We start from the raw sequence: 25,621 nt of genomic DNA on the forward strand, positions 1-25,621 counted from the left end.
AATTGCTGCCCGATCGCTCCCTGGCCGACTCCATGGTTCCGGCTCCGGCTCAATCCCCTTGGACTGCGGGGGTGGATGAGGTGGGCCGCGGCGCACTTTTTGGGCCCGTGGTGGCAGCGGCGGTGATTTTAACGGCCGAGGCAGAGAGCGACTTGCGGGCTTTGGGCGTGCGGGATAGTAAGCAACTGTCGGCTCGCCAGCGTCAAGCTCTGGTGGAACCCATTCGCGATCGGGCGGTGACCTGGGCGATCGCGGAAGCTTCCGTGGCCGAAATTGATCAACTCAACATTTTGCAAGCCACGTTCCTGGCCATGCGGCGGGCCCTGGAGCAATTGCACCCGCGACCCGATCTCTGCTTGGTGGACGGCAATCGACCCATTCCCAACTTGTTTTGCCCCCAAGAAACGCTCATTCAGGGCGATCGACAATCGATCGCGATCGCCGCTGCCAGCATTTTGGCGAAAGTTCACCGCGATCAACAGATCATTGACTGCGCGGCGCAATATCCGGGCTATGACCTAGCTGCCAACAAGGGCTATGGCACGGCGGCCCATCGGGCGGCCTTACAAACTCTTGGCCCCACGCCGCTCCATCGACGTTCTTTCGCCCCCTGTCAATTGACCCTAAATCTCAACGGAGTCACGGGTTAGGGTTCTTCTAGCATCGTCAATCCGCGCAATCTAATGATTTTCCGTCCCTCACTCTGCACTGGGCGAAGGACGACGTTTTGCAGTCAATTTGTCCTGTCGCCGTTGCCAATCCAAAATCGCCAGATCAAGCAAATCTTCTAGTGAAGAAAATTGATCATCCCAGTGTGGATTCCAGAACTTCTTTTCATAAACAGATTGATAGAAATTCAAATATCCTGTGAGCGTTACTTCATATCCATAGGATTTCGCTTGCTCTGCTGTACTTCGCATCATCATATGAATATGCCATTTACTGCATCTATTGGGCATTCTTAAAGTCTGAATTGAAGAACTAAGGGAATATCCTAAATCGCTTTTTTGCAAGAGAACTTCAACCTTAACGGTGTTAAAAGATAACTTGACAATGCTTGGTAGATATAGAAAAAGCCTAGGAGCCTTATCTAGGGAAAGCTGCTCAAATCGGGCTAAAAGCCTTTCCTCTGACTCACAGAGACTTGTTTTACTCCGCATTTGACCGTAGGTTGCTGTGCTAGGTGTAACGACTTCTCCTAGTTTTGGGCTGAAGCTTAGGATGTAATCACGAATTGCCAAGAGGTTTTTTTGATCAAGCTCCGAGCGCTTCGATAGAATCGATTTCCAATTTTTATCAAGCTGACTCTGTGGATCAGGTTCCGCTATTGTCGGAATTTGAATATGAGGTGTTAGATCAATAGTTTTAATCGTTGATTTTGCATCAGGAGTCTCCCAAGACACCAACTCCAACAGAAATTGATCGTGCTGTTTCCGAATGTGGAATGTCCATAATTCGACAGTGAGGCGATGGTATAGCCGATCGATGAAATTGTGTCGATGGAGAGATGGGGTGATCGCAACTAATCGGGGCGCTTTAGATGCATCAAGCTGAGGTAAATCAGGACGCTCCTCTAGAAAGTTGTGATAGTAGCGCGTGAGTTGCTGGACAACATAGCGATCTTCTTCATTTTTAAGTTCTAAAATAACGGGCCTCCCCTTGGGACTCCTGGCAATGATGTCACAAGGCTCGCCGCACATTCTGAGTTGGCGGGCGAGGGGCTGAAAATTTAGCCATTCTTCGAGGTTTTGCCAAAGGAGTCTTTCAAAAGTGGCTTCACTTTCAAATTGCCATTGACCGTCTTTTTCAATCAACATTGCTCGTTGCGCCTAGGGATAGAGAGCCTTGCCGGTGCTGGGGTCGAATAGGTAGAGTTGCTCGCTGGGAATCGACAGCCACAATTCATCACCCAGGGCGATCGGGCGATCGGGTGGCAGGCGCACTTGCAACGGTTTGGCCGGGGTCTCTTCCAAAGTGCGCACTAATCCCCGGTCGATCGGTTCCACCAGCGCGTAGGTTTCCGACCCCAGCGCCTCCACTTGCAACACGCGCACCGGTAAATTTTTGGGCGCAGGCAAACCATCGCTCAAGTGTTCTGGACGTACTCCCAGCCATAGCGCTCGGCCGTCGTAGGGTTCTAGGGTTTTGTCCCAAATTTCCGGCAGGGTCATCCGAAATTCGCCATTGGTCAGCAGGGCCGGCCGCTTCACCCATACGGGCAAAAAATTCATGGTGGGCGAGCCGATAAACTCCGCCACAAACCGGTTGGCTGGCTGGTGATAGAGTTCCAAGGGCGGCGCAATTTGCTGAATTTGCCCACCGTTGAGCACCGCAATTCGATCGCCCATGGTCATCGCTTCCACCTGGTCATGGGTGACATAAACCGTGGTGGTTTTCAGCTTGCGTTGGAGCTGCACAATTTGCGATCGAGTCTCCGTGCGCAACTTGGCATCCAAATTACTCAGCGGCTCATCCATCAAAAATACCTGCGGGTTTCGAGCGATCGCCCGGCCCAGGGCCACCCGCTGCTTTTGACCGCCGGACAATTCCTTGGGCAGGCGATCGAGCAGATGGTCAATTTGCAACATGGTGGCCACCTCACGCACCCGCTGGCCAATTTCCCGCTCTTGGGCTGACTCGTACCGCAAGGGGGCCGGCAGTCGCCGCGTCAGCCCCACCGCCAAGGGTTCCCATTTTTGCCATCCCTCCGCTGGCGGGGGATTCAGCCGCCGCAGCCCGAAGGCGATGTTGTCGTAGACATTCAGGTGTGGATAGAGCGCGTAGCTTTGGAACACCATGGCCACGTCCCGCGCCTTCGGGGGCAACGGATCGACGCGCCGATCGCCCACCCAAATTTCGCCGCCCGTCACATCTTCCAGTCCGGCAATCGATCGCAGCAGGGTGCTTTTGCCGCAACCGGACGGGCCCACCAACACCAAAAATTCACCGTCCTCGATCGTCAGGCTAATCCGCCGCAACACGGCCGTGGGACTGCCACCGGGCGCGCGATCGCGGGGCGGATAGCTTTTGTAGACGTTATCCAAAACGACACGAGCCACGGCAATTCAACTAGAGCGCAGGTCTCGACCATTATATGGATTGGTCTGTGGGGATTGGTTATTTGGATTCGCGAAACACGACGCGGCGATAAATTTGGGCGATCGACAGGGTGGCGGGTAAGGTTTTGAGGGCGATCGCTTGGGTTCGATCGCAATAGTCGCAAAATTGCCAGTTGGAGTCATCCAACTTCCAAAAATGGGTGATGAAGGGTTCATCTTGCCGCACCAACAGATATTCCGCAAACTCAGGAATCGATCGATAGAATCGAAACTTATCATCGCGATCGAACAGTTCCGTAGAAGGCGACAGAACCTCAACCAGGAAACAAGGATTCAGCACCTCATCATCTCGATCGTCATGCCGTTGTGGCAGCCCAGCAATCACCATCACATCGGGATAGGTTCCCCGTTGATAGGTAGGAATCCAGAGCCGTAGATCACTGTTAAAAACCTCAAATTGGGTTTGATCCAGTTGGCTCATTAATAGACTGCAAATCTCCGTCGCAATCCGGCTGTGATTAATCGATCCTCCCGGCATTTCCCAAATCAATCCATTGGCATATTCGTGGCGTTGTTCCGATCTTTCCTCAAGCGATCGATACTCAGCCAATGAATAGCGCTGTTCAACCGCCAGCATGATGGTATTTACTCCTGTGGATGGTCGATGGTTGTCAAGATCACTTGGAAAATTCCTAGAATTGTTTGGATTTCTTTGAAGTAATATTCGTCTTGATCGATATAGACCATGCGATCGCGCAGTTTCAAAAACTTCCAAGTCGTGCCCGTTGTCACGGCTCCATAAATCCAAGGTAAAGGGCGATTTTCTCGCTCATTAAACAACCAAGCGGCATACATGGTGGCAATGCATTGACCCAAGCCCGCTACGATGTCTTCTTTTTTCGCTTCCACAACGGCGATCGCGGGTGCTGCGATATAGAGCTGCTCAGGACTCAGGCTTAATAGGTAGTCACACTGACCATATAACCCCCGCTTGCGATCGACCGTGAAACTCCGTCCCGAAAACAGGCTAATTTGGGCATGAACCTGCTTGCGAACTTCCGTCAAAATGGGTGCAATAATCCATTCCGATCGGGACTTTTCCGTATTAATTGCGAGGGCAATAGAAGTCCCTTCGGCCAGGGTTAATTCCAAATAAGGACTAATGGTCACGGATGGAATCTGGCTGAGATCAAAGAGCGATTGATCTTCAATTAAAGTGATGCCAAATGTTTCCTTGACGGTTTTAAGAGAAAACTTGCTGTAGGCCATTTTGGAAGGCTGGCTATCCGCAATTTTGCTGGAGATTTTGCAAATTTGGGCGCACTGGGGAAATCCTGCCCCACCCAAGCCACGATACGGTGACTGAGGCTAGCCCTGGGTTGTCCCGATTATGGCATTCCCTGACGATCGGCCCGGAGATGAGTGATAATTTACAAAAGTTTACAAATTCTGCGACTCATCCCCGATCGCCCTGTCCTATGACCCAATCCACCGCAACCGATGCAAACCGCCCGATCGTGGTGATTGGGGCGGGAATTGGCGGCCTGACCACGGCGGCCCTGCTGGCGCGGCGAGGGCGATCGGTCAAGGTGTTTGACCTGGCGATCGTGCCGGGGGGCTGTGCGTCTACCTTTCGGCGGCGGGGCTTCACCTTTGAGGTGGGCGCGACCCAGGTGGCGGGGCTGGAGCCGGGCGGCATCCATCACCGGATTTTTGGTGAGTTGGGCATCGAGTTGCCGGCCGCCACGCCCTGCGATCCTGCCTGTGCGGTGTTTTTGCCGGGGGAAACGGAGCCGATTTCCGTGTGGCGCGACCCCGATCGCTGGCGGGCGGAACGGGAGCGGCAATTTCCCGGTAGCGAACCCTTTTGGCGGTTGCTGGCGGATTTGTTTCGCTATAGCTGGGAGTTTCAGGCGGGCGATCCGGTGCTGCCGCCGGGCAATGCTTGGGATGTGGTGCAACTGCTGAAGGCGGTGAAACCCAGCACTTTGCTGACGGCTCCCCATGCTTTTTCGACGGTGGGCGACCTGTTGCAGCGGCTGGGCTTGGCGGGCGATCGCCGCTTGAAAACCTTTTTGGATATGCAACTGAAACTCTATTCCCAGGTGGGGGCGGATGAAACGGCGCTGCTTTATGCGGCGACGGCGTTGGGGCTATCCCAGGAACCCTTTGGGCTGTACCACTTGGAGGGCAGTATGCAGGTGTTGAGCGATCGCCTGTTGGAATCGTTAACCCGGGATGGCGGTCAGCTCCAGATGCGCCATCGGGTCGAGCGGATCATCACCGAAAACGGCGAAACCACGGGCATGGTGGTGCGGAACCTGAAAACCGATGAGACCTGGGTGGAACCGGCGGCGGCGGTGGTGGCCAATGTGCCGATCCAGAACTTAATTGAGATGGTGGATTGGCCAAGCGATCGCCCCTGGTTTGATCGCCTGGCCACGGATTTCTATCGATCGCGCGCTGAGAAACTGCCGGAACCCTCGGGCGCATTCGTGGTCTATTTGGGAGTCGATCGCGCCGCCCTGCCCGCCGACTGCCCGCCCCACTTGCAATTCCTCTACGACTGGGACGGCCCTGTGGGCGAAAACAATTCGCTGTTTGTGTCCGTCAGCCGCGAGGGCGATGGGCGTGCCCCGGCCGGGATGGCGACGATCACCGCGTCCTCCTTTGTCGATCCGCAGCCCTGGTATCGTTGCCGCGATCAAGCCGAGTACGAAGCCCTGAAAACCCGCTACACGGAAGAGGCGATCGACAAACTCGGGCGCTATTTCCGGCTCGATCCGGGGGCGATCGTCCATTGCGAAGCCGCCACCCCCCGCACCTTTGAAGACTTCACGGGCCGCAAGTTCGGCTATGTGGGCGGTCTGGGAATGCGCGTTTCCACTTTTGGCCCCTTCGCGATCGGCAATCGCACGCCGGTTCCGGGTCTCTGGCTGGTGGGCGACTCCACCCACCCGGGCGAGGGCACAGCGGGCACGAGCTATTCGGCCCTCACCACCGTCCGCCAAATGACCGCCGCCGGGTTTTGATGCAGATTTTAGCTAGGGCGATCGATCCAAAACTTCATCAGTGACCTGAACCGATTGAAGAAACTCCATTAGTTCTTGAATCACTCTGGATTCACGCAAAATTGTAATATCTTGCTCAGTCAAATTATCGATCAACTGAGCAATATTCTTTATATCTTTGGATTGAGAAATTAACTGATCTAAGACCTTTCTAGGCTGATAAGTTGCCTGACTCAGGAGATCCGGGGTAGGTGCATAATCTAACAAGTGTGTCAGCAAAGGAACATCGTAAAAAAAGATGCTTTCTAAAGCTGGAATTGCTGGAATAACCTTCACGGGTGTATTGGCGGCAAGACTGCTGAGGAGTTCTTCAATATCTCTCACTCGTTGCTGAACTTGCTCAGGCACTACCGAATCTGAATCAACTACAACCACCACGGGAGACTGGCGGCGCACAATTAAAGAAAGGGCTAGAGACTTGAGAGCATATAGCCCACCGCCTTCTACAATCTCAACATTTTTGGTTGATTCTAATGGTAGTACTTTCTTCAGTAATTGAACCTCAGTTCGTCCTTGACAAACAATATAGGTTTTCATGGAATATCCCTCTCCCGAACATGTTTCGCCTCTCCCTGTCATAGCGAATAATCTTAGTTTGCTATGATTTTATCCATATCACTCATATGCAAAGATCTCTGTACAAATCAAGAGTGAGCCTGTACACTACCTAGTGGGTGAGGTTAACTCATCACAGTCCCGAAATCTGGCTAGACCGCTTCATAGCCGAGCTGACTAAAGCTGGAATCTCCCCATCGAAAAATTACCAACAGCTTCAAATCATGGGTAATTGGTTTAATTCCGCATTCGATGCCGTTACCAACACGGCAGGTAGCATTGGTCAAGCAATTGGTGATACAGCCTTCGGATTAGTGCAAGCAATTCAAGGCTTGTGGCCATTTTCAGATGACGAAATGGTGACGTTCTTTGCTGTACTTCTAGCAGTCGCTGCGGCTGATGGGGAAATCAGTGAAGATGAAGTCGTTATGATTTTGACTAGCCCCTCTTTTGCCAGTTTATCGGATGAGGGGAAGAAACAAGTTCAAGTGTATTCATGCAATCCTCCTAACTTGCAAGAATCAATTCAAAAACTTTCAACAGCCCATCCAGAACTGAAATTTGGACTCATCTTCTTCATTATCAACTTAGTCTTTATTGATGGTGTAATGACGGATGGTGAAGAGGAGGCAATCAATATTGCTAAAAAGGAGCTAAATATTAACTCTGCTCAAGTTAAGGTTATCCGGGAATTTGTGGAATTATTGTCAGTAGCCAAAAATGATGACACGTCCAATTTGAGAGAGAAGGTACAAGCATTACTTGAACGTATGGAGATGCTTGGTATTCCTGTAAAATCGCTATCCCACTCTGGCGATGAAGAAATTCTTAACTATGTAGAGTTCTCGGATGAAACCTTTGCTGCGAAGATGCAAGGATTTGGTGTTCAGGCAGGGAAGGTAGTTGTCGAGCATGGCTTTATGTTGTGGAATGCTCTACATGATGAATCTGTTCCCGTGACTGCAAAAGTTGCTATCGTGACTGCTTTGGCTTACTTTGGAATGCCCCTTGATGCCATTCCTGATATTTTGCCTGCTGTTGGGTATAGCGATGATTTGTCTACAATGGCAGCAACAATTGCTTTATTCTCGACCTATTTTAATAATGCCAATGTTCGAGATCTATCAAAACAACAAGCAGAGGATTTATTTTCAGGCAAATTTCCATGGTGAAAACTTGCGATTGACTGTAATCGAGTTTTAGAGCTAACTCATGAAGAGAAGCTAGAAACGACTTAGCAGTTCTAAATCGGTGGCTCGTTCTGCGGCTAGTTGACTCATGAGGAGGATGCTTAGGATCGGAAAGAGTTAATGAACCGATCGCGAATGGCCACCCCTAAAACCAGCAGCCGACCAGCATTCCGGCTAGGAGCACAAAGCCGATCGTCACGTTTTCCGCAAACATTTTGCCGTAGGCCGCGCGGGACAGTTGCCGATCGCTCAGGCGCAGATATTGCTGAACCCAGAGACTGATCGCCCCGAATAGGGTGAGCCAAAAACCAATGTTTAGCTCCAGGGCCAAAGCCGTGTAGGCCAACAGCAGCGCCGTACCCGCATAGAACGCCCCGATCGCCTGGGGAGCCAAATCGCCAAAGAAGAGGGCGCTGGAGTGGATGCCCAACCGGCGATCGTCCTCCCGATCGGCCAGGGCATAAACCGTATCAAAGCCCAGCGTCCAGAGCACCACCGCGCCCCACAGCAACCAGGCCGGCAAGTCCAAACTGGGCGGGTCGATCGCCGCGCTCCAAGGAATCAGCACCGCAAACCCCCAGGCGATCGCCAGCACCAATTGCGGAACTGGAAACACCCGCTTGGCCGCAGGATAGAGCGCAATCACCGGCACAGCCGCCACAGAAAGCAGCACGCTCAAGCCATTCAAAAAGGGCAACAGCCCGGCCGCACAAAGGGCCGCCACCAGCATCACCCCCACGCCCACTTTCACCGAGAGTGATCGGGCGGCCAGGGGCCGTTGTTTGGTGCGTTCTACCTTGGGGTCAATGTTGCGATCCCACAGGTCATTCACCACGCAACCGGCGGCACTGGTGGTGATTGTGCCCACCACCACCAGCAGCACCAACAGGGGATGGGGCCGGCCGTCACTGGCCAACACCAGGGCCCACAGGGCCGGAATCAGCAGAATCAGCCGCCCCGCCGGTTTGTCCCAGCGCAGCAACCGCACGATCGCCCGCCCTGTTTGCTGAAGGTTGCCCATGGGTGAATGTGGGGATGGGTGCGTTTAGGCAATTTCGATCGAGTAGTTTTCGATGGTGGGGTTGGCCAACAGGCGATCGCACATTTCATCCACTTGGCTGCGGGCCGCTTCTGGATCCGTCGCCGCCACGGTCAGCTCAATGTATTTGCCAATGCGGACAGAATCCACCCCTTCATAGCCCAACTGCTTCAGGCCGGACTGCACCGCCACACCGGCCGGATCGAGCACAGAGGGACGCAGGGTAACGTGGATTTTGGCGCGATATTGCTGGGTACTCACGGGGCTAGAAACCTCTGGGATGGCGACGATCGAGTTGGGGGAACCAAGGGTGATGCTAACTTTTGGGTTGGGATTGAGCAACCACGGCAATCCAACGATCAAGACACTATCTTAAAGCGAGGGGGGCCGGTTCCCGCAGCCAGGCTGCGGGAGTTCCCTCGGGAGCCAGATTCCGCCAGGAACCGGCTGAAAAACCTGATTGAATAGGAAAAGAACCACCCCGATCGAGCCAGCATTCTTCGGGGTCTGAGATCGCCATGAAACGACCCCTGACCCGAAACCAAGAGCGTGTTTTGCAGGTGCTGCAAACCATTGAAGGCGAAATTTCTGCCCAAGCGCTCTACATCAAACTGCGCGACGTGGGGCAAGGCATGGGGCTGGCCACGGTTTATCGGGCCCTGGAAACCCTGAAGCTGAACGGGGCGGTGCAGGTGCGAATGCTGGCCAGCGGTGAATCGCTCTACAGTTTTATCAAGAAAGATCGCCACCACTTGAACTGTATCCAATGTGGGCGATCACAACCGATTCATGAATGTCCCGTGCAGGATTTGACCCAGCGATTGAGCATGGAGCACCGGTTTCGGGTGTTTTATCACACGTTGGAGTTTTACGGCCTGTGCGATCGCTGTAGTGCGCGGGATGAGGGAACGGGCGATCGGGGTCATGGCGATTCGGCCAATGGCGATCGCACCAATCACCAAGAGAATCACCCAGAAAGTCACCCAGAACCAAACTTGCCTAAGGTGGATTGTGCCTGCCATCCCACTTCCTTGGCAGACTCATCTAGCTCGGTGCAACTCAGTTCTTTGGGCGATCGCTTCGATCTGGGGGCCGGCTCAGCGGGAAGCTGAGCGGATCCCGAAAAAGGACTTTTACCTTTGGGCACAGTCGGAATTAGTTCGATGCGTTTTGGGCCAGAAAAGCCGTTAGCTCTCCAGCGTTGGGTAGAGCAGATTGGGCCCCCGATCGGGTGGTTGTGAGTGCGCCCGCCGCCGCTGCTCGTCGCACGGCCACCGAGAGGGGTTGCCCCGCCACCAACGCCGCCGCCAGCGCTCCATTAAACCCATCACCCGCTGCCACAGAGTCGATCGCCCTGACCGGGAAGGCCGGTTGCCAAAAACAATCCGTCGGCCCAGCCACCCAAGCCCCTTGCTCGCCCAGGGTCACAATGGCCCCCTTGGCTCCCAACTCCTGGAGCCTGGTAGCCGCGCGGGCCGCATCCTCGGGGGTTTGCACCGGGAAGCCCACCAGTTGGGCCGCTTCCGTGGCGTTGGGAGTGATCCAATCGATCGCGGCCCAAAGTTCCGGGGGGAGGTGCTCGGGAGCCGGGGCCGGATCCAAAAGAACGATCGCCCCGGCCGCTTGACCCGCTTGGGCCGCAGCCACCACGACCGCCAAGGGTACTTCCAGTTGCAATAACAGGGCGATCGGGCGCGGCGCACTGCCCAAGGAGCGCTGGAGGCGATCAACCTCAGCACCGCCCACCGCCTGGTTAGCCCCGGGCAGGACGATGATTTGGTTTTGGCCCAGGCTATCCACTGCAATCCAGGCCTGGCCCGTGGGAGCCAAGGAATCGATCGCCACCCGACTGACATCAACGCCGCTGGTTTGCAGATCTTGCAACAGGATTTCCCCGATCGCGTCTTCACCCACGCGGCCAATCAGAGCCGTGGCCGCTCCCAACTTGGCCGCCGCAACGGCCTGATTCGCCCCTTTGCCGCCGCTGGCCTCCCCGATCGCCCCAGCCAAGACCGTTTCTCCCGGTTGTGGCAACTTGGCCACCGCCACCGTGCGATCGGCATTAATGCTGCCCAAAACCCAAACCTGTGCCATAGTCTGCCCCCCGATCAATAACAGGGAACTCCCGTGGGCGAATTCCCCAGATTTGGGGCCAGTTTACGGCTGGACTCGGGTTCCATACACATCCAACTCCACCGGCCCCGCCACAGCTCCAATGCCCGTTGCTGTCCAAGCCGCTTGCATGGCTTCACCCACGGCCGCCGCCTTGTCTCGGTGGGCCAAGGCCAGCAGGGTTGGGCCCGCTCCGCTAATCACCAACTCATAGGCTCCCACCTCGATCGCCGCCTGCCGTACCGCCTCAAAGCCGGGAATTAGGGTCATGCGATAGGGTTGGTGAATCCGATCCTGCATGGCAGTGGTCAGCCAATCGCCGCGCCCTTCGTTGATGCCCCGCAACAAGAGACCTAAGTGAGCCGCATTGAAAATGGCATCGGCCCGGGAATAGCTGGGGGGCAACACGCTGCGAGCCGCTTCGGTGGATAGCTCAAAGTTGGGAACTGCGATCACCGGTTGAATCGAGGAATGCCAAGGCACTTCGCATTGGGTCCAAATCCCTTCGCGATCGGCCGCCAAACGACAGCCCCCCAACAGGGCCGGCACGATGTTATCGGGATGGCCTTCCGTTTCGATCGCCAGGGCCAACACCTGGGCCGGCGACAGCGCCCCCCCTAACAAATAGTTTGCTCCGGCAATGCCCGCCGCGATCGCCGTGGCCGAGCTGCCCAATCCCCGGGCCAAGGGCACACCCAAGCCAATCTCAATCCGCACCGGGTAAGGCGTTTCCTGCGCCAGTTCAAACACCTTGGCGTAGGAGCGATAAACCAGGTTGGTTTCATCCCGCGAGACGCGATCCGCCTCCGTGCCGGTGGGAATAATTTCTAAGCCCGACTCAATTCGGGTGAAGCGAAATTCGTTGTACAACGCCAACGAAGCCCCCAAACAGTCGAAGCCGGGGCCCAAGTTGGCGGTGGTGGCAGGAACGGTGACGGTAACGGCGTTCAAGGAGGTCATGGCTAAAGAATGGCAATCGGCGGGCGGCGATCGCGGCTGCGGTCGATCGCGCCCAGAGCCACTACACTTTACAGCCGGTTTAGCCACAGGGCCCGCAGCCCCGCCGCTGTGGCCCCTTGGTAGTCATCCTCCAAGCTGTCGCCAATGTGCCAAGCGGCCGCCGGTTCACAGCCATGCTGGGCCAGGGCCGCAACAAACACGGCGCGATCGGGCTTGGCGGCTCCCACCTCCGTCGAGAGGGTGAAGCTCTTGAAATAGCGCGTCAAATCCAACGCATCCAACACGCGATAAAGCCGCGTATCAAAATTGGAGAGAATTCCCAGCTCAATGCCCAACCGCTGCCACTTGGCTAAGGTGTCATGCACTTCCGGATACACATACCAAGGGGCCGCCGTGGCAAAGCGATCGTAAAGCGCTGCGAAATAGTCTGCGAAATCCGGAATTTCGGAAAATAATCCTGCTTGCGTGAACGTTTGTTCTGCCAGACTTTCCCACCATTGATATTCCAGATGGGGTAATTGATCGCGATCAACCCCTGGAAAAACACAAGGATCCGCCGCCTTAAAGCAATCATAAAAGGCTTGATTTAAGGCTTGATCATCGAGTTGCAACCCAAAGAGTTGATTCGCCATTTGGGCATATTGCTGACCCACACTTTCCGCCACGCCAAATAGCGTGCCCACGGCATCGAGAAAAATCACTTGAGGATAGTTTTTTTGGTTCATGAGCTGCACAACATCTTGAATGAATTCTCAGTCTAAGTTGTTTGATTGGGGATTATTTGATTGGGGATTGTTTGATTGGGCGCTGCTCGATTGAACACTGCTCGATCGCGCCGCTGGCACAAAAACCTTCAGTTGGGCCGGCAGCACTCGAAATTCAGCGGGCGTGGTGGTCGATAGTTCTCCATCGGTGTTGATGGACTTGGGGCGACTGGTGATGATTTTTAAGGATGTGGCCTCGATCGTCCGCACATTCACGCAATCATTGAGGCGACCGGCGTGCATTGCAGGCAAAAGCGGCAACATTTGCCACCAATGGGCAATTTCCAGGCTGTATAAATCGAGCCGTTGATCATCAATGGAAGCATCCCAAGCCACGCTTAAACCGCCACCATAATAGCGACCGTTACCCACCGCAATTTGCACCGTTTTGACTGTCAGTAGTTCACCATTTACTTCAATTTTTGCCGTAAAAGGACGCGATTTCCAAAGGGCTTGGATGGCAGCAATCGCGTAGGCAAACACACCCCAACGCTTTTTGATTTCGCCGCTCAATTGGCGAGTGATGCTGACACTTAACCCCAGGCTGGCCACATTGAAAAAATAGCGATCGTTCACTTGCCCCACATCGATCGCCTTGGTTACCCCTTGGGCCACCACTGCGCAGGCCTGTTTCAAGTCCGCCGGAATTGCCAACGTGCGCGCCAGGTCGTTGGCGGTTCCCAGGGGCAAAATGCCGAGGGGCAACCGAGTCTCGATCAAGGCTGGCAGGGCCGCATTCAGGGTTCCGTCACCGCCGCCAATAATCACACAATCGATCCGGCTGGCATATTGCCGAATCAGATCGCGAAAATCGCTCGATCGCTTGGTGCTGCGAAAAATTAGCTCGAACCCCATTTCATCCAAAATGGCGATCGCCCGGCCAAGCAGTTGCCGCCCTCGGCGCGATTTGGAATTCACTAGCAGCAAGGCCCGCTGAGGAGCAACGGAGTCCATAATGCACCCGCGATCTAGAAAGGAAAACGGTTTCTAACGGTTTCTATTGTGCCATTGCCGCCCCCACTGTTTGGACAGGGCGATCGCGATGGGGCATTTTTTGTGAAGCAAGGGCCGCTAAACTCCTAGGCTAAAACTGGAGAATCGATCGATTCACATCCCTTGCGCGATCGCGCCCAGTAACTCCATGGAACCTAACCCGATTACGGCCAGCCATGTGCCCGCTCAGCGTGGCCAAACCATCTATCCATCACCCTATGACGCGGTGGTTAAGGGTCGATTAAAGCGAAAATTGGGCGATTACTTTCAATTGTCAAACTTTGGGGTAAATTTAACCGAACTTGCGCCCGGTTCCGCGTCGGCTCTTGCCCATTGTCACTCTAAACAAGATGAATTTATTTTTGTTTTGGCGGGAACGCTCACCCTCATTGTGGGCGATCGAGAATTTGAGTTGCATTCCGGTGATTGCTATGGCTTCAAGGCGGGAACTGGCATTGCTCATCAACTGATCAATCGATCGCCTGAAGATGCAGTTTATTTGGAAGTGGGCGATCGCACGGCGGGTGATGAAGTGACCTATCCGAACGATGATTTAAAAGCTTGTCAACAAGTAGATGGCTCTTGGGCTATCTATCATCGAGATGGTCAACCCTATTGAGATCCCCTAAAATTCCAGGCGATCGACTCAATGAGGAAAACCCCAATGCTGACTCAATCCCAGGCCCAGGAATTTGCGCAAGAGTGGGTGGCGGCTTGGAATAGCCACGACCTCGATCGCATTTTGAGCCACTACGAGGAAGATGTGGTGTTGATTTCCCTGATCGCGGCTCGGCTCTTGGGTGACCCGACGGGAAGGGTGCAAGGAAAAGCTGCCCTTCGTCGCTATTTCCAAAAGGGGTTGGAAGTCTATCCCAATCTCAAGTTTGAGCTGTTAGATGTGATGTGGGGCATTGAAAGTTTGGTGCTTTACTACATCAATCAACAGGGCACGCAGTCGGGTGAGTTGATGAAACTCAGCAGCACGGGCAAGGTCTCCCAGGTGATCGCTCATTACAACAATTGAATCACGCAAATCGCCAACCATCCTGGTAGGGGCGCACCGCCGTGCGCCCTCGATTCGCTTGATAGTTAAATGCATGATTCGTGATGAAAATGACTGGCTAAACTGTCACATATGGCATGAGGTAAATGGTCATTTATCCTTGATTCGTTTGATGGTTGAATGTGTCATTTATGGTGAAAATGACTGGTTAAATCGTCACATGCGGCATAGGGCGCACAGCGGTGCGCCCCTACTGGGGGTGAATTATGAAAATGCAATCGTTGCACACTTGGTCGTTGCACACTTGAATGAATTACAATTAAGCAGCTTAATGAATTGATTTTGATGAATTAATTCATATCAATTGACTGGTTTAATTTGCTGGAATGTGGCGGCTTGGCCGTAGGGTTGACCCGCTTCATCGACTAGGTTCCAAATCAGACCATCGAGGATCCGAAATCGACGACCGGTTTTGGAAATTCGTACCCCTTGATAGTTGCTGATATAGCCCCGATCGGCTGCTTCTTCTAACATTTTGGCTCGCTCTTCTCGGGCGATCGGCTCGGCGCTCAACCGAGATGGCAACTGCACAAACTCATCCCAACTCAGCTCCCACAACTCGATCGCCCGTTGGTTGGCATAGTTAAAAATCGGGTCGGCTTCCGTGCCGTGGGACACCACCACAAAAGGTGCGTGAAAAATCCGACGTGATCGCTCGATCGGGTCGAGATCCGCCGGTAAATCCCCCAACGATCGCCCCACCACCTGCTGGAAACTGGCCCAGAGGCGATCGACATGGCGCACCACCGCCGGATCCTGCCAAATTTCGATCACCCGATCGCTCACGAGGCATCTCCCAAACTGGATTGGCAGTGGGGACAGATGTCGAGATTGCGATCGACCGGCCGACCACAGGCACGGCACATTTGATACGTCCCCGGTTGCAAGCCATGTTGCAGTGCCACCCGCTCATCAAACACAAAGCATTCACCCTGCCAGGCGCTTTCCGCCGGGTCAACGGTGGCTAAGTAATTGAGAATGCCGCCCTCCAGTTGATAAACCTGCTCGAACCCTTGGGCCAACAGGTAGGCCGAAGCCTTCTCGCAGCGGATGCCGCCCGTGCAGAACATGGCCACCTTGCGATCGCGCTGGGGATCCAGCAACCGTTCCACCGCGTCGGGAAATTCCGTGAAGGTCTGGGTTTCCGGGTCGATCGCCCCCTGAAACGAACCGATCGCCACTTCAAATTGGTTGCGCGTGTCGATTAGCTTCACCTCCGGATCAGCAATCAGCGCGTTCCATTCGGTCGGAGCCACGCGGGTTCCCGTCCGCTCCGTGGGGGCCACCGGTTGGTTGAAGGTGACAATTTCCCGCTTCAGTTTGATTTTTAGCCGTTGGAAGGGCATGGCCGGGGCGATCGACTCGCGCGCGCTCAAATTTGTCAGGGCCGGGTGCGATCGCAGGGCCACCAACATCTGATCGATCGCCTCCCGAGTCCCCGCAATCGTGCCGTTGATCCCTTCTTGGGCCAGCAGCAACGTGCCGCGAATCCCCAAGGCTTCGGCGCGATCGAGCCACTGCGATCGCCAATCGGCCCAATCATCCACCGCCACAAATTGATAGAGCGCGGCCACCACCACCGTCATCTTCTCTCTCCGTCAGGAATCCAGACTCTAGGAATCCAAAATCAAGGTCACTGGGCCATCGTTGTCGATTTGGACTTGCATCATTGCGCCAAACCGGCCGGTTTCCACGCGCAAACCACTGGCCCGCAGCAATTCCACAAAGCGATCGTACAGGGCCTCGGCCCGATCGGGCGCGGCGGAGCGATCGAAACTGGGTCGCCGCCCCTTGCGCCCATCGCCATAGAGCGTGAATTGACTGATCACCAGCAGTTCGCCGCCAATCTCACTCACCGACAAATCAAACCGAGGATGAGCCGCCGCCGGATCGGGAAACAGCCGCAAATCCAGACATTTACGCGCCATCCACTGCAACTCTGCCTCCGTATCGGTCGCGGCGATCGCCACCAACAGGTTCAACCCCCGGCCAATTTGCCCGACGGTTTCCCCCCCGATCGCCACACGAGAAGCCGTCACCCGTTGAATTACGACCCGCATTGTGCCCACATCTCAAAACTCATCAACCTGGAATCGAAAACTTATGAAAATCAAAGCTCCAGCGCTGCAATGACTCGTCCCAACAGTGAAACCATAAACCCTCGAAACGTCAATTCAGGCTCTGGCTGATCATAGATTTTTGATTCTGTTCCCATTTGAGGAGCAGTTAAAAAGCAAGCAGAATCATACAACCGAGAGCGGATTAGCTTGATGAGTAGTTGCTGATATCGAGCGACATAGGAAGCACCTTGAAATTCCTCAAAGACTGAAAAATGAGGCTCCTTGATTGAAACTTGTCGATGAGCAGCTTCAGCATCTTCAAGCAAAAGAAAATAGCCTAACCAGGGACGCGGTGAAGGATAGAATGCCCCTTTTTCGTAGGCATTCCATAGATCAGTTGCACTACCCAATGCTTCTTCAGTTCGGTTGTTAAAATTATTCCCAAAAGACCCAACCTGGGATTTAAATTCAATCGCAGCAACCAACCGATGATTGATAATCACTAATAAGTCCCAACTTTTTTCTGCGCGAAACCACCCTGGCAGCTCTGTATCTTGTTTCCAGTAAATGCAACTCTCCTCAACGCCAGCCGTGATTAAGAGGCTGGCAACTAATTCACGAAAATCATCAAGATGCTTTCCTGAACGGACTGCTTGAGCAGACTCAGATCGTATTTGCCAAAACCGTTGAACAGCAACCGCCAGCCTAGTATCCAGATCTTGGAGTACATTTTGCATTTCAGTTATTTTTAAACACTAAGGTCTTAATGATTAGCAATCAGAATGCAGGATCACCGTAGTTTTGCTGAACAGGCTCGTTAGCTCCTGGGCTAAACGGTCATAGGATTGTTTTAGATATGTGGGGTCAATTTCATAACCAATGCTATTGCGTCCACACTGAGCAGCCGCGAGGGATGTTGTTCCTGTGCCAGAAAAAGGATCAAGCACCACATCACCCACAAACGAGAACATTTTAATTAATCTTGTGGCTAATTCTAGGGGATAAGGAGCTGGATGATGACGTGTTGATGCACCTGGAATGTCACTCCAGATCTGTTGAAACCAAGTGCGGTGATCTGTTTCTGGAATAATACTCAGCAACTTAGTTGTTAAGTTCACTTTTCGATATCCCCCTGGCTTACGCTGCATCAAAACAAATTCAATATCGTTTTTGATAATTCCGTTGGGTTCATAGGGTTTACCCATAAAAACCGTGCCATTTCCCTTTGATTCTAGGGAAGCATTGGCGATTTTGTGCCAAATGATGGGAGAAAGATTATCGAAGCCAATTGCTCTGCAACTTTCTTGAATGGAAGCATGAAGAGGAAATACGGAATGGCGGCCGTTATTTTTCCGTCGAGATAAGCAAACATCACCCACAACGCAAATTAATCGACCGCCGGGAGCGAGTAGTTGAAAGCACTGCTCCCAAACTAAATTGAGTTCATGAATAAATTGATCATAATCGTCAATTGCTCCCATTTGTCCTTGAATTGAGTTGTAAGACTTTAGGTTCCAATAGGGCGGCGAAGTCAGAATGAGATGGACACTTTCGGGTGGAAGATTCAGGCTTGTTCGGGCATCACCCAGATGAAGATGATGTTCACTAGGCCAATCAGCAACCTGCTCTTGGATGAGCTGCATGAGCCGAGTGTCTTTCGCAATTCTGGGAATGGCAGTCTGAATATTACTCAAATCGCCAAGGGCTGATAGCAAGGTGCTAGTTAGTTTTGGCTGCTCTTCCAAGGCATTGAAAGGGCTGGTGACCGGAGCGGAGATCATGTTAGTACCTAACTCAAATCCAGCAAGTCGAAGAAGGACTCGTCTAGGTCGTAGCCCAGCATTTGCGCCATGCCCTGAAGCCGCGATCGCGTGCCAATTCCTTGGGTTTTCAGCCAGTTGGCTAATACAAAAATCTTGCCCATCACGAATAGTTCCAAGGCTTCGGGATTGAACTGAATTCCGTCGGTGGGATGGAATTGGTGAGGAACCAGCATGGCCGCATAACGACCGAGTTCGCCTGCTTTCCAGTCCAAAACAAAGGGCAACCAAGGATAAACCGCGTCTGCCCGCAGAAACCAAAGCCGCACTTCGGGAATTTCCGACAGCTCGCGGGGGTCGGTGGGGTCGCGGGGCAGGTCAATGGTGAGTTGCACTTGTTGTTCGGCGGCGGCAATGCCACTGGCCAAGAGCGGCTCGATCGCCCGTTGGATGGGGCTGAGGTCTAGGGTTTGGAGATGATCCGCTGCGATCGAAATGGTAATTGTCATGCCATTTTGCTCCCGGTGCAAATTCTGAGGGCTAAATCACAGCAAGTGGCGCGGGGTTGGGGCCCGACCATGGTGCAATTTGCCTTTCGTTAGTGTCGCGCGGGGGTGGGCCCTTTTGGCAAACCGGAGCCACAGGACTGCTAATCGTTGGCCCAATGGCAGCTAATGGCCCATGGGATTGGGGGCGAACTCGCGTCAGTGCAGGATCGAGAACCCGTGAGCACCCCCTGAATTTGAGCGCTCCTTAAGTTTGAGCCTTAAATTTGAGCCTTGAATTTGAGTACTTCTTTGAGCCTCTTTCGGAGCCTCTCTTTGAGCGCCGCTTGGCGCGACAATTGGCGAGCGATTTGGGTTGGGGCGATCGCGCTCCCCACAAGCGGTCAAAGTTTTGATACGCTTTGTTTAGAAAATTGGTAAATCTTGGCCATTTTTGTGCTGTCTCAGTGATCATCAACGATACCTATGGGGATGGGGCCCAAAACCCAGTCACCATCAGCGATCGACAGCGTTTCACCAGCAAATTCCCTCGGCAAAACTCTTCGGTGAGTCTTCTGAAAATGAAAGCTTTCGATGAGTTGCCCCGGTGAGCTTTTCGCGGTGAAAATTCCCGATGTCCAAGGTTTATCGCCGCTTCATTGCTCCATTTGTTTGGCTCCAATTGGGAGACACCATCCATGCCCTTTAAGTCTTTTGCCCCGGCTTCGAGTCAGCCGCGTGCCCTGTCGCAGCGTTGGGTGCGTCGCGGTTTGGCAGCCTTGGCCGCGCTGAGTTGCAGCCTGGCAGTTGTGCCGGCAGTGGTGGCGCAGGAGTTGCCTGGATTCACGCTCTTTGGTGGCCCCCGTCGCGAAAGTCAACTGAGCTTCCGGCTCGATCGGGGTCGTGAAAGCTCCTGGGATCGCTACCGGTTGCGGATTCCGGCTCAGAACCTGGCGATCGCCCAAATCGCGATCGACTATCCCGACTATTACAAGGGACGTTTCGACACCGATCGCATTGATGTGCGGTACAAGAACGGTGGCGAGAAGGTTGAGCTAGATCGGGTGGTTTGGAATCCGGAAAACTACACGATCGAGATTTATCCTAAGGAACCGATTCCCTCGGGTAAGCAGCTTGAGGTGGTGCTCAGCAATGTGCGCAACCCGGACATGGGCGGGATGTATTACTTTAACTGCCGGATTTTGACCCCCGGTGACACGCCCTTGCTGCGCTATATCGGTACCTGGCTGATTCAAATTACCTAACGTTCAGCTCCGGTATGGTTCTGGGGAGTCGATCGCCCCGCCCTTGCCAGCCATTTTGAATCCGAAGCGGGCGCGAGTCTGTTTCGGATTTCGCTTTCTGGCTCCCCTGATGTCTTGATGTCGATATGGGCTGGCATTCAGTTCGCAAGGGACTTGTGCTCAGAACCCCTAGCAACCCGGAAGCCAAGAAACCTAGAACACCTGAAGCCTCTGGATCACCTGGATCACCTGGATCACCTGGATTGCCTGGAAGCTCTGGAAAATCTGGAACATTTGGAACCAAACAACCGCAATGGAATTTAGCGTTATGGGACTTGGGGCCAATCATCAACAAAACCCACTGAAACGCCTGAAACAACGCCTGAAACAACGCCTGAAACAACGCCTGAAACAACGCCTGAAACAGCGCCTGGGTTTAATATTTTTCGGCGGGCAAACGCAACCATCGCCACGGTCTCAACTGCAATCGTCACCATGGCAACCGTCGTCATGGCAACGGGCGATCGGGGCGATCGGGCTGGCGGTGTTGCTCTGGGCGATCGCCCTGGGGGGCCCAATTGCCCCCGCCGTTGCCCTGGTGGATGACAGCGCCACGGCCCAGCGCCCGGCGGAGGTGGCGGCTCCCCGCAGCAACAGTTTTGTGACGGCGGCTGTGAACCGGGTGGGTGCGGCCGTGGTGCGCATCGACACGGAACGCACCGTGACCCGGCGGGTTGACCCGTTTTTTAACGATCCGCTGTTTGAGCGCTTCTTTGGGGATGAGTTTTTTCGGCAAATGCCCCGAGAACAGCGCCAACGGATTGCGGGGCAAGGCTCCGGCTTCATTATTGAAAGTGATGGTCTGCTGTTGACCAATGCCCATGTGGTGAATCGGGCCGATCGCGTGACCGTGACCCTCAAGGATGGGCGAGAGTTTGATGGGCGCGTGCTGGGGGCCGATGAGGTCACCGATTTGGCGGTGGTGAAAATCAGCCCCGGTGATGAACGGTTGCCGGTGGCTCCCCTGGGCGATTCGGATTTGGTGCAAGTGGGCGATTGGGCGATCGCGGTGGGGAACCCGTTGGGGCTGGACAACACGGTCACCCTGGGCATTGTCAGCACCCTGAAGCGATCGAGCGTGCAGGTGGGCATTCCCGACAAGCGCCTAGACTTCATCCAAACCGACGCGGCCATCAACCCCGGAAACTCCGGCGGCCCGCTGCTGAACGATCGGGGCGAGGTGATTGGCATTAACACCGCCATCCGTGCCGACGCGATGGGGATTGGGTTCGCCATTCCCATCAACAAGGTAAAGAGCATTTTGCCTTTGCTGTCGAAGGGTCAGGCCGTGCCCCATCCGTTCCTGGGCATTCAGATGCGCACCTTGACTCCCGACTTGGCCCGCAAAAACAACAGCGACCCCAACGCCGCCATCATGCTGCCGGAAGTGTCGGGGGTGTTGGTGGTGAATGTGATTCCCGATTCGCCTGCGGCCCGGGGTGGCCTGCGGCGGGGTGATGTGATTGTGCAAATTGATGGCACGGGGGTCACCAGCGCGGAACAGTTGCAAGGACTGGTGGAACGCCGCCGCGTGGGTCAGGCCCTGGCCATGACTGTGCGACGGGGCGATCGGGGTGGCAATCAACAGCTCTCGGTGCGCACTGGACAAATGCAGGATTTTGCGGACGATCGCTAGGATTCAACCCCGATCGTCGCCATCCACCTTCTGCGCCAATGGTGCGTCAATAGTGCGTCAATGGTGTGCCCATGGTGCGCTAATTGATTGCTCGTTCCAATTCAAAAAACAAGCGCCAGGGGTCGATCGATCCCTGGCTTTTGGTCAACGCCGATTTTTGATGAGCTGGCAGGCAATCGAACATCGCGTCAGTCTTCAGCAATTAGCACTAAAAAGCTGAGAGTGCTAACAGATTGCAGCCTATAAAACGAAATTTTTGTATCAATTGAGTCTTTTATAACTTGAGATTTTTACAAGGTTGTTGCATTTGCCAATAAATTTCTAAAATCATTGCCAAGCTCAAAAAATTTGCGCTAATACATAAAGTCAAGAATCAATTCATAGCCCCCATTCACAGCTCAGAACGAATCAGAACGAATCCCTTTTCATTCAATTTCATGACCCTCACCGTTTGCAATCACCTTCTCAGCCCTTGAGACATGCGCTCGGAGAAGATTGCGCCTCTATTTTTCAGAAATGCCCTTTGAAATTTGTGGGAGTTTGCCATGGATTACACATTTGAAATTGTGGGTGTGTCTCCAGTGCTGCACTTTTTTCATGAGCAACAACAGTTAATTGAGCGATCGCCCGCTCCCCCTGTGGAATATATCGGTAGTTTTCAATGCACGCTGGATGCCACCTTGGAATCGATCGAACCGGTGCTTTGGCGGCATGACTGGTCTTGGAATGATATTTCCGCCACGGTGGTGGATTTTTGGATGCAAAATGCTGAGGCGATCGCCTTTTGGAAACATCGCCTTGCGGACGCGGGCCAGGGTAGTTTAATGGTGTCGCGGTTGGGCAATGCGGATGGGTTGCGCCAGGAATTTGAGGCGCTGCTGAGTTAAGCCAACTAGAGCCGAATGAAGCCAAAGTCGGTCAGCTTGCGCCCAGGTTCCAAGGCAGCCTCGGGGCCTTGGCTAGCCCCAGGCCTAAAGTCGAAAACCCGGTGGCAGTTGGGCCCCGCTCAACTTAGCCCCGTTCAGTTCCGCTAGGGTCAAATCTGCGCCGGTTAAGTCCGCGTTGGTCAGGTCAGCGTTCCTGAGGTTGGCATAAAACAACACGGCGCGATCGAGCTTGGCCCCACGCAAAAACGCCTGGAATAGATTGGCATTGGTCAAATCAGCCCCGGAAAGGGTTGCACCGATTAGATTTGTCGCCTGAAACTTGGCCTCAAACAACCGGGCCCCCGACAGGTCAACCCCCTCCAAATTCGCCCCCGTGAAGTCAGCCCCCGACCAATCCGTATTCGCCAACTTCGCCTTTGATAAATTCACCCCCACCAACCGCGCTCCAATGAAGCTGTTGCCCGACAGGTCGGCTTCGCTGAGGTCGCAACCGCTGCACTCGTTGGTGCGTCGCAATCGCAGCAGATCATTTTCCGAGAAGGCTCGCACCGGCAGGGCCGGGCTACTCAACCAAGCGCCCACAAGAGCAATGCCGATCGCGCGGTGAACCTTCAACATGGGGGTGCAAAAAATGGGGCAGGGAAAAAATGGAACCAGAATTGCAGACAGGAGACAAGGCCAAACAGCCCCAACAAACCGGGATGCCATCCCTACGATTATTGTAGGAGTTCAGTCCCGGAATCAATCAGGGGGCCCAGGTGCGAATCATTGGACTTACGGGCGGCATTGCCACGGGCAAAACCACAGTGTCAGACTATTTGGCAGAACGCTATGGATTGCCGGTGTTGGATGCGGATCAGTTGGCGCGATCGGCCGTGGAACCGGGGTCACCCCTTTTGCCAGCGATCGCCCAGCGGTTTGGTGCTGATGTGATTGGTGCTGATGGCTCGCTCGATCGACCCCGCTTAGGCGAAATTGTGTTTCAGCAGCCGGCCGAGCGCCAATGGTTAGAAGCCCAAATTCACCCGATCGTGCGGGCCCATTTGTTGGCTGGAATTGCGGCTCATCAAGGGCGATCGAACAGCATTGTCTTAGCCATTCCCCTCCTATTTGAAGCCCAAATGACCGATTTAGTCACGGAAATTTGGGTGGTTAGTTGTGAGCCAGCCCAGCAATTGCACCGGTTAATGGCCCGAAATCATTTGACGGTTGATCAGGCCAAAGCTCGCATCAACAGCCAATGGCCACTGGCACAAAAAATGGCGCGGGCCGACGTGGTTTTGCACAACCAGGGAACTTTACCGGAGCTATTTCAGCAAGTGGATCACGCCTGGGAAAGTTGTTAACAAGTTTCAAGTTTCAAGATTCAAAGTTCAAGATTCAAGCTTCAAGTTCTAAGCTTCAAGTTGGATCGTTAGGAAGTTCTAGAAGTTTCATGCATAGTCCTGTGATTGCCACCGTTGATTCTCCGCGTCCTTTTGCCGAAGCCCTTGGCACTTGCCTAACGAAGCGCACCATTCGTGTGTTGCAAATCAACCTTGGCAAACGCTGTAACCTGGCTTGCACCCATTGCCATGTGGAAGCGGGGCCAAAACGCACTGAAGCCATTAGCCCGGAAGTCTGTGAGCAGTTAATTGCCATCATTCAGCAATTTCCACAGATTCAAACGGTGGATTTAACGGGCGGCGCACCAGAAATGCACGACGGCTTTCGGGCTTTGGTGCAAGCGGCGGCCGCTGCCAAAAAGGAAGTGATTGTTCGGTCAAATTTAACCATTTTCTTTGAGGATGGGTTTGAAGATTTGCCGGACTTTTTCCAAAACTATCATGTCCGAGTCGTGGCTTCGCTGCCTTGTTATTTGTCCGAAAATGTCGATCGACAACGGGGACGCGGTGTGTTCGATCGCTCCATTGCCGCCCTCAAACTCCTAAATCAGCGGGGCTATGGGCGAGATCCAAAACTGCAAATCGACTTGGTTTATAACCCGCCGGTTCCCACGGGGGCTAATTTTTCACTGCCACCGGCCCAAGCGGGTTTGGAAGTGGCCTATCGTCAGCGTTTAAAAGCTGATCACAACATTGATTTCAATCATTTGCTGACCATCACCAATCTCCCGATCGGGCGGACTAAATTAGCCCTGCAAGCTCGCCAACTGGAAGCCGATTATTGTCAGTTTTTGGCTCAAAATTTCAATGCCGACACCGTGGCAGGGTTGATGTGTCGTGATCAGCTATCGGTGGACTATCGAGGCTATCTTTACGATTGCGACTTTAACCAAATGGAGGAGATCCCAGCCCGATCGCCCGATGGTAAAATGCTGACCCTGGCGGATCTGTTGGCAGCCGGTTCCCTGGATTTAATCCAAACGGTTCAGACCGATCGCCACTGCTACGGATGCACGGCCGGCGCTGGTTCCAGTTGTGGCGGCGCGTTGCTTTAGGCAGCTCCCGTTGATTTCGATCGGTTGAGTTCATCCATGCAATTCAGTTCAATCCAGTCAACTGACAGCCCTTACCTCACTAACTAAGCACAGCCGATTGTAGGGTGGGCAATGCCCACCAAACCGTTGCCTCATGGCATCTGCAATATGGCGTGCCAATTATTTTCAGTAAAGGCTGTAGTGCATTAGCGGCTGGTTAATGCTTGTGATTGCGTTGGTCTATTGAATTGAATTCATTTGACT

Annotated in this window: 28 protein-coding genes and 1 pseudogene; 11 read left to right on the forward strand and 18 right to left on the reverse strand. The window is 53.8% G+C overall.

The features are described from left to right. The first annotated feature begins 32 nt into the window (after positions 1–32). Entirely contained in the window at positions 33–650 is a 618-nt protein-coding gene (locus ACZA91_RS10545; RefSeq protein ID WP_463186424.1) for a ribonuclease HII, read from the forward strand. 48 nt (positions 651–698) lie between these two features. On the opposite strand, the gene ACZA91_RS10550 is transcribed toward ACZA91_RS10545, so the two are convergent. The 4 genes from ACZA91_RS10550 to ACZA91_RS10565 are packed head-to-tail and all read right to left on the reverse strand — an operon-like array spanning position 699 to position 4,328. Beyond that, positions 699–1,817 carry a hypothetical protein gene (locus ACZA91_RS10550; protein ID WP_463182299.1) on the reverse strand — a complete coding sequence of 373 codons (1,119 nt, stop codon included), beginning with the start codon at positions 1,815–1,817 and terminating at the stop codon, positions 699–701. Between the two features lie 12 nt (positions 1,818–1,829). Further along, positions 1,830–3,059 carry an ABC transporter ATP-binding protein gene (locus ACZA91_RS10555; RefSeq protein ID WP_463182300.1) on the reverse strand — a complete coding sequence of 410 codons (1,230 nt, stop codon included), beginning with the start codon at positions 3,057–3,059 and terminating at the stop codon, positions 1,830–1,832. A 58-nt stretch (positions 3,060–3,117) separates the two neighbouring features. Continuing rightward, positions 3,118–3,696 carry a Uma2 family endonuclease gene (locus ACZA91_RS10560; protein ID WP_463182301.1) on the reverse strand — a complete coding sequence of 193 codons (579 nt, stop codon included), beginning with the start codon at positions 3,694–3,696 and terminating at the stop codon, positions 3,118–3,120. An 8-nt stretch (positions 3,697–3,704) separates the two neighbouring features. Continuing rightward, positions 3,705–4,328, reverse strand: coding sequence for a hypothetical protein (locus ACZA91_RS10565; RefSeq protein ID WP_463182302.1), 624 nt, complete (start codon positions 4,326–4,328; stop codon positions 3,705–3,707). A gap of 209 nt (positions 4,329–4,537) precedes the next feature. Here ACZA91_RS10565 and crtD point away from each other — a divergent pair, with 209 nt between their 5' ends. Continuing rightward, positions 4,538–6,091 (forward strand): C-3',4' desaturase CrtD, encoded by a 1,554-nt coding sequence (crtD, locus tag ACZA91_RS10570; RefSeq protein WP_463182303.1) that lies wholly within the window; start codon positions 4,538–4,540, stop codon positions 6,089–6,091. Positions 6,092–6,103: 12 nt separating this feature from the next. Here the strand turns inward: crtD and ACZA91_RS10575 are convergent, their stop codons facing one another. Then, positions 6,104–6,667, reverse strand: coding sequence for a hypothetical protein (locus ACZA91_RS10575; RefSeq protein WP_463182304.1), 564 nt, complete (start codon positions 6,665–6,667; stop codon positions 6,104–6,106). Between the two features lie 242 nt (positions 6,668–6,909). On the opposite strand from ACZA91_RS10575, the gene ACZA91_RS10580 reads away from it, so the two are divergent. After that, positions 6,910–7,857: a YkvA family protein gene (locus tag ACZA91_RS10580; protein WP_463182305.1), complete on the forward strand. Its 948-nt coding sequence runs from the start codon at positions 6,910–6,912 to the stop codon at positions 7,855–7,857. 163 nt (positions 7,858–8,020) lie between these two features. Here ACZA91_RS10580 and ACZA91_RS10585 read toward each other — a convergent pair whose 3' ends face one another. Then, a complete protein-coding gene (locus ACZA91_RS10585) occupies positions 8,021–8,896 on the reverse strand; it encodes a 4-hydroxybenzoate solanesyltransferase (protein WP_463182306.1) in 876 nt (291 codons plus the stop codon). A 24-nt stretch (positions 8,897–8,920) separates the two neighbouring features. Then, entirely contained in the window at positions 8,921–9,175 is a 255-nt protein-coding gene (gene purS, locus ACZA91_RS10590; RefSeq protein WP_099534877.1) for a phosphoribosylformylglycinamidine synthase subunit PurS, read from the reverse strand. A gap of 257 nt (positions 9,176–9,432) precedes the next feature. Between purS and ACZA91_RS10595 the strand changes: the two are divergent. Then, positions 9,433–9,804 (forward strand): annotated as a pseudogene (locus ACZA91_RS10595) (Fur family transcriptional regulator); the annotation flags it as partial. Positions 9,805–10,069: 265 nt separating this feature from the next. Here ACZA91_RS10595 and ACZA91_RS10600 read toward each other — a convergent pair. The 4 genes from ACZA91_RS10600 to ACZA91_RS10615 all read right to left on the reverse strand — a co-directional run bounded on the left by ACZA91_RS10600 (position 10,070) and on the right by ACZA91_RS10615 (position 13,704). Then, a complete protein-coding gene (locus ACZA91_RS10600) occupies positions 10,070–11,008 on the reverse strand; it encodes a ribokinase (RefSeq protein WP_463182307.1) in 939 nt (312 codons plus the stop codon). Positions 11,009–11,071: 63 nt separating this feature from the next. Then, positions 11,072–11,986 (reverse strand): homoserine kinase, encoded by a 915-nt coding sequence (gene thrB, locus ACZA91_RS10605; protein WP_463186425.1) that lies wholly within the window; start codon positions 11,984–11,986, stop codon positions 11,072–11,074. Between the two features lie 68 nt (positions 11,987–12,054). Further along, positions 12,055–12,711: an HAD-IA family hydrolase gene (locus ACZA91_RS10610; RefSeq protein ID WP_463182308.1), complete on the reverse strand. Its 657-nt coding sequence runs from the start codon at positions 12,709–12,711 to the stop codon at positions 12,055–12,057. 27 nt (positions 12,712–12,738) lie between these two features. Beyond that, positions 12,739–13,704 (reverse strand): lipid kinase, encoded by a 966-nt coding sequence (locus tag ACZA91_RS10615; protein WP_190528624.1) that lies wholly within the window; start codon positions 13,702–13,704, stop codon positions 12,739–12,741. Between the two features lie 187 nt (positions 13,705–13,891). Between ACZA91_RS10615 and ACZA91_RS10620 the strand changes: the two genes are divergently transcribed. Then, on the forward strand, positions 13,892–14,362 hold the full coding sequence (locus ACZA91_RS10620) for a cupin domain-containing protein (protein ID WP_463182309.1): 471 nt from the start codon (positions 13,892–13,894) through the stop codon (positions 14,360–14,362). Between the two features lie 45 nt (positions 14,363–14,407). After that, the gene (locus ACZA91_RS10625; RefSeq protein ID WP_463182310.1) at positions 14,408–14,767 is read left to right on the forward strand and encodes a nuclear transport factor 2 family protein; all 360 of its coding nucleotides are present in this window, start codon (positions 14,408–14,410) and stop codon (positions 14,765–14,767) included. 339 nt (positions 14,768–15,106) lie between these two features. Here the strand turns inward: ACZA91_RS10625 and ACZA91_RS10630 are convergent, their stop codons facing one another. Genes ACZA91_RS10630 through ACZA91_RS10655 form a run of 6 tightly spaced genes read right to left on the reverse strand, consistent with a single transcriptional unit; the run spans position 15,107 to position 19,135 of the window. After that, on the reverse strand, positions 15,107–15,592 hold the full coding sequence (locus tag ACZA91_RS10630) for an MEKHLA domain-containing protein (protein ID WP_347343152.1): 486 nt from the start codon (positions 15,590–15,592) through the stop codon (positions 15,107–15,109). Beyond that, positions 15,589–16,392, reverse strand: coding sequence for an oxygen-dependent tRNA uridine(34) hydroxylase TrhO (gene trhO, locus ACZA91_RS10635; protein ID WP_190534459.1), 804 nt, complete (start codon positions 16,390–16,392; stop codon positions 15,589–15,591). The genes ACZA91_RS10630 and trhO overlap by 4 nt, the downstream gene beginning before the upstream one ends. 27 nt (positions 16,393–16,419) lie before the next feature. Beyond that, complete coding sequence (gene dtd / locus ACZA91_RS10640) at positions 16,420–16,866, reverse strand: D-aminoacyl-tRNA deacylase (RefSeq protein ID WP_190534456.1); 447 nt, start codon at positions 16,864–16,866, stop codon at positions 16,420–16,422. Between the two features lie 50 nt (positions 16,867–16,916). Then, a complete protein-coding gene (locus ACZA91_RS10645) occupies positions 16,917–17,603 on the reverse strand; it encodes a PaeR7I family type II restriction endonuclease (protein WP_190534453.1) in 687 nt (228 codons plus the stop codon). A gap of 33 nt (positions 17,604–17,636) precedes the next feature. Continuing rightward, positions 17,637–18,647, reverse strand: a complete 1,011-nt coding sequence (locus ACZA91_RS10650; RefSeq protein ID WP_190534450.1) for a DNA-methyltransferase — start codon at positions 18,645–18,647, stop codon at positions 17,637–17,639. An 8-nt stretch (positions 18,648–18,655) separates the two neighbouring features. Further along, a complete protein-coding gene (locus ACZA91_RS10655; RefSeq protein ID WP_099534886.1) occupies positions 18,656–19,135 on the reverse strand; it encodes a CRR6 family NdhI maturation factor in 480 nt (159 codons plus the stop codon). A gap of 674 nt (positions 19,136–19,809) precedes the next feature. Between ACZA91_RS10655 and ACZA91_RS10660 the strand changes: the two genes are divergently transcribed. The 3 genes from ACZA91_RS10660 to ACZA91_RS10670 all read left to right on the forward strand — a co-directional run bounded on the left by ACZA91_RS10660 (position 19,810) and on the right by ACZA91_RS10670 (position 22,938). Continuing rightward, positions 19,810–20,376: a DUF2808 domain-containing protein gene (locus tag ACZA91_RS10660; protein WP_099534887.1), complete on the forward strand. Its 567-nt coding sequence runs from the start codon at positions 19,810–19,812 to the stop codon at positions 20,374–20,376. A 292-nt stretch (positions 20,377–20,668) separates the two neighbouring features. Next, positions 20,669–22,051 (forward strand): HhoA/HhoB/HtrA family serine endopeptidase, encoded by a 1,383-nt coding sequence (locus tag ACZA91_RS10665; RefSeq protein ID WP_242030938.1) that lies wholly within the window; start codon positions 20,669–20,671, stop codon positions 22,049–22,051. Between the two features lie 545 nt (positions 22,052–22,596). Further along, a complete protein-coding gene (locus ACZA91_RS10670; RefSeq protein ID WP_099534888.1) occupies positions 22,597–22,938 on the forward strand; it encodes a hypothetical protein in 342 nt (113 codons plus the stop codon). Between the two features lie 84 nt (positions 22,939–23,022). Here ACZA91_RS10670 and ACZA91_RS10675 read toward each other — a convergent pair whose 3' ends face one another. Continuing rightward, entirely contained in the window at positions 23,023–23,556 is a 534-nt protein-coding gene (locus ACZA91_RS10675; protein WP_463182311.1) for a pentapeptide repeat-containing protein, read from the reverse strand. A 140-nt stretch (positions 23,557–23,696) separates the two neighbouring features. Between ACZA91_RS10675 and coaE the strand changes: the two genes are divergently transcribed. Both coaE and arsS read left to right on the forward strand, forming a co-directional pair. Beyond that, positions 23,697–24,284, forward strand: coding sequence for a dephospho-CoA kinase (gene coaE / locus ACZA91_RS10680; protein ID WP_463182312.1), 588 nt, complete (start codon positions 23,697–23,699; stop codon positions 24,282–24,284). Positions 24,285–24,373: 89 nt separating this feature from the next. After that, positions 24,374–25,378, forward strand: a complete 1,005-nt coding sequence (gene arsS, locus ACZA91_RS10685; protein WP_463182313.1) for an arsenosugar biosynthesis radical SAM (seleno)protein ArsS — start codon at positions 24,374–24,376, stop codon at positions 25,376–25,378. Positions 25,379–25,621 lie beyond the last annotated feature (243 nt).

The organism is Limnothrix sp. CMB-01 (assembly GCF_055193175.1).

Bases quoted from the DNA above. Each gene is read 5' to 3' on its own strand.
- ACZA91_RS10545 (WP_463186424.1), top strand. From the start codon at position 33: ATGGTTCCGGCTCCGGCTCAATCCCCTTGGACTGCGGGGGTGGATGAG.
- ACZA91_RS10550 (WP_463182299.1), bottom strand. From the start codon at position 1,817: ATGTTGATTGAAAAAGACGGTCAATGGCAATTTGAAAGTGAAGCCACT.
- ACZA91_RS10560 (WP_463182301.1), bottom strand. From the start codon at position 3,696: ATGCTGGCGGTTGAACAGCGCTATTCATTGGCTGAGTATCGATCGCTT.
- ACZA91_RS10565 (WP_463182302.1), bottom strand. From the start codon at position 4,328: ATGGCCTACAGCAAGTTTTCTCTTAAAACCGTCAAGGAAACATTTGGC.
- crtD (WP_463182303.1), top strand. From the start codon at position 4,538: ATGACCCAATCCACCGCAACCGATGCAAACCGCCCGATCGTGGTGATT.
- ACZA91_RS10575 (WP_463182304.1), bottom strand. From the start codon at position 6,667: ATGAAAACCTATATTGTTTGTCAAGGACGAACTGAGGTTCAATTACTG.
- ACZA91_RS10580 (WP_463182305.1), top strand. From the start codon at position 6,910: ATGGGTAATTGGTTTAATTCCGCATTCGATGCCGTTACCAACACGGCA.
- ACZA91_RS10585 (WP_463182306.1), bottom strand. From the start codon at position 8,896: ATGGGCAACCTTCAGCAAACAGGGCGGGCGATCGTGCGGTTGCTGCGC.
- ACZA91_RS10600 (WP_463182307.1), bottom strand. From the start codon at position 11,008: ATGGCACAGGTTTGGGTTTTGGGCAGCATTAATGCCGATCGCACGGTG.
- thrB (WP_463186425.1), bottom strand. From the start codon at position 11,986: ATGACCTCCTTGAACGCCGTTACCGTCACCGTTCCTGCCACCACCGCC.
- ACZA91_RS10610 (WP_463182308.1), bottom strand. From the start codon at position 12,711: ATGAACCAAAAAAACTATCCTCAAGTGATTTTTCTCGATGCCGTGGGC.
- ACZA91_RS10615 (WP_190528624.1), bottom strand. From the start codon at position 13,704: ATGGACTCCGTTGCTCCTCAGCGGGCCTTGCTGCTAGTGAATTCCAAA.
- ACZA91_RS10620 (WP_463182309.1), top strand. From the start codon at position 13,892: ATGGAACCTAACCCGATTACGGCCAGCCATGTGCCCGCTCAGCGTGGC.
- ACZA91_RS10625 (WP_463182310.1), top strand. From the start codon at position 14,408: ATGCTGACTCAATCCCAGGCCCAGGAATTTGCGCAAGAGTGGGTGGCG.
- trhO (WP_190534459.1), bottom strand. From the start codon at position 16,392: ATGACGGTGGTGGTGGCCGCGCTCTATCAATTTGTGGCGGTGGATGAT.
- dtd (WP_190534456.1), bottom strand. From the start codon at position 16,866: ATGCGGGTCGTAATTCAACGGGTGACGGCTTCTCGTGTGGCGATCGGG.
- ACZA91_RS10645 (WP_190534453.1), bottom strand. From the start codon at position 17,603: ATGCAAAATGTACTCCAAGATCTGGATACTAGGCTGGCGGTTGCTGTT.
- ACZA91_RS10650 (WP_190534450.1), bottom strand. From the start codon at position 18,647: ATGATCTCCGCTCCGGTCACCAGCCCTTTCAATGCCTTGGAAGAGCAG.
- ACZA91_RS10655 (WP_099534886.1), bottom strand. From the start codon at position 19,135: ATGACAATTACCATTTCGATCGCAGCGGATCATCTCCAAACCCTAGAC.
- ACZA91_RS10660 (WP_099534887.1), top strand. From the start codon at position 19,810: ATGCCCTTTAAGTCTTTTGCCCCGGCTTCGAGTCAGCCGCGTGCCCTG.
- ACZA91_RS10665 (WP_242030938.1), top strand. From the start codon at position 20,669: ATGGAATTTAGCGTTATGGGACTTGGGGCCAATCATCAACAAAACCCA.
- ACZA91_RS10670 (WP_099534888.1), top strand. From the start codon at position 22,597: ATGGATTACACATTTGAAATTGTGGGTGTGTCTCCAGTGCTGCACTTT.
- ACZA91_RS10675 (WP_463182311.1), bottom strand. From the start codon at position 23,556: ATGTTGAAGGTTCACCGCGCGATCGGCATTGCTCTTGTGGGCGCTTGG.
- arsS (WP_463182313.1), top strand. From the start codon at position 24,374: ATGCATAGTCCTGTGATTGCCACCGTTGATTCTCCGCGTCCTTTTGCC.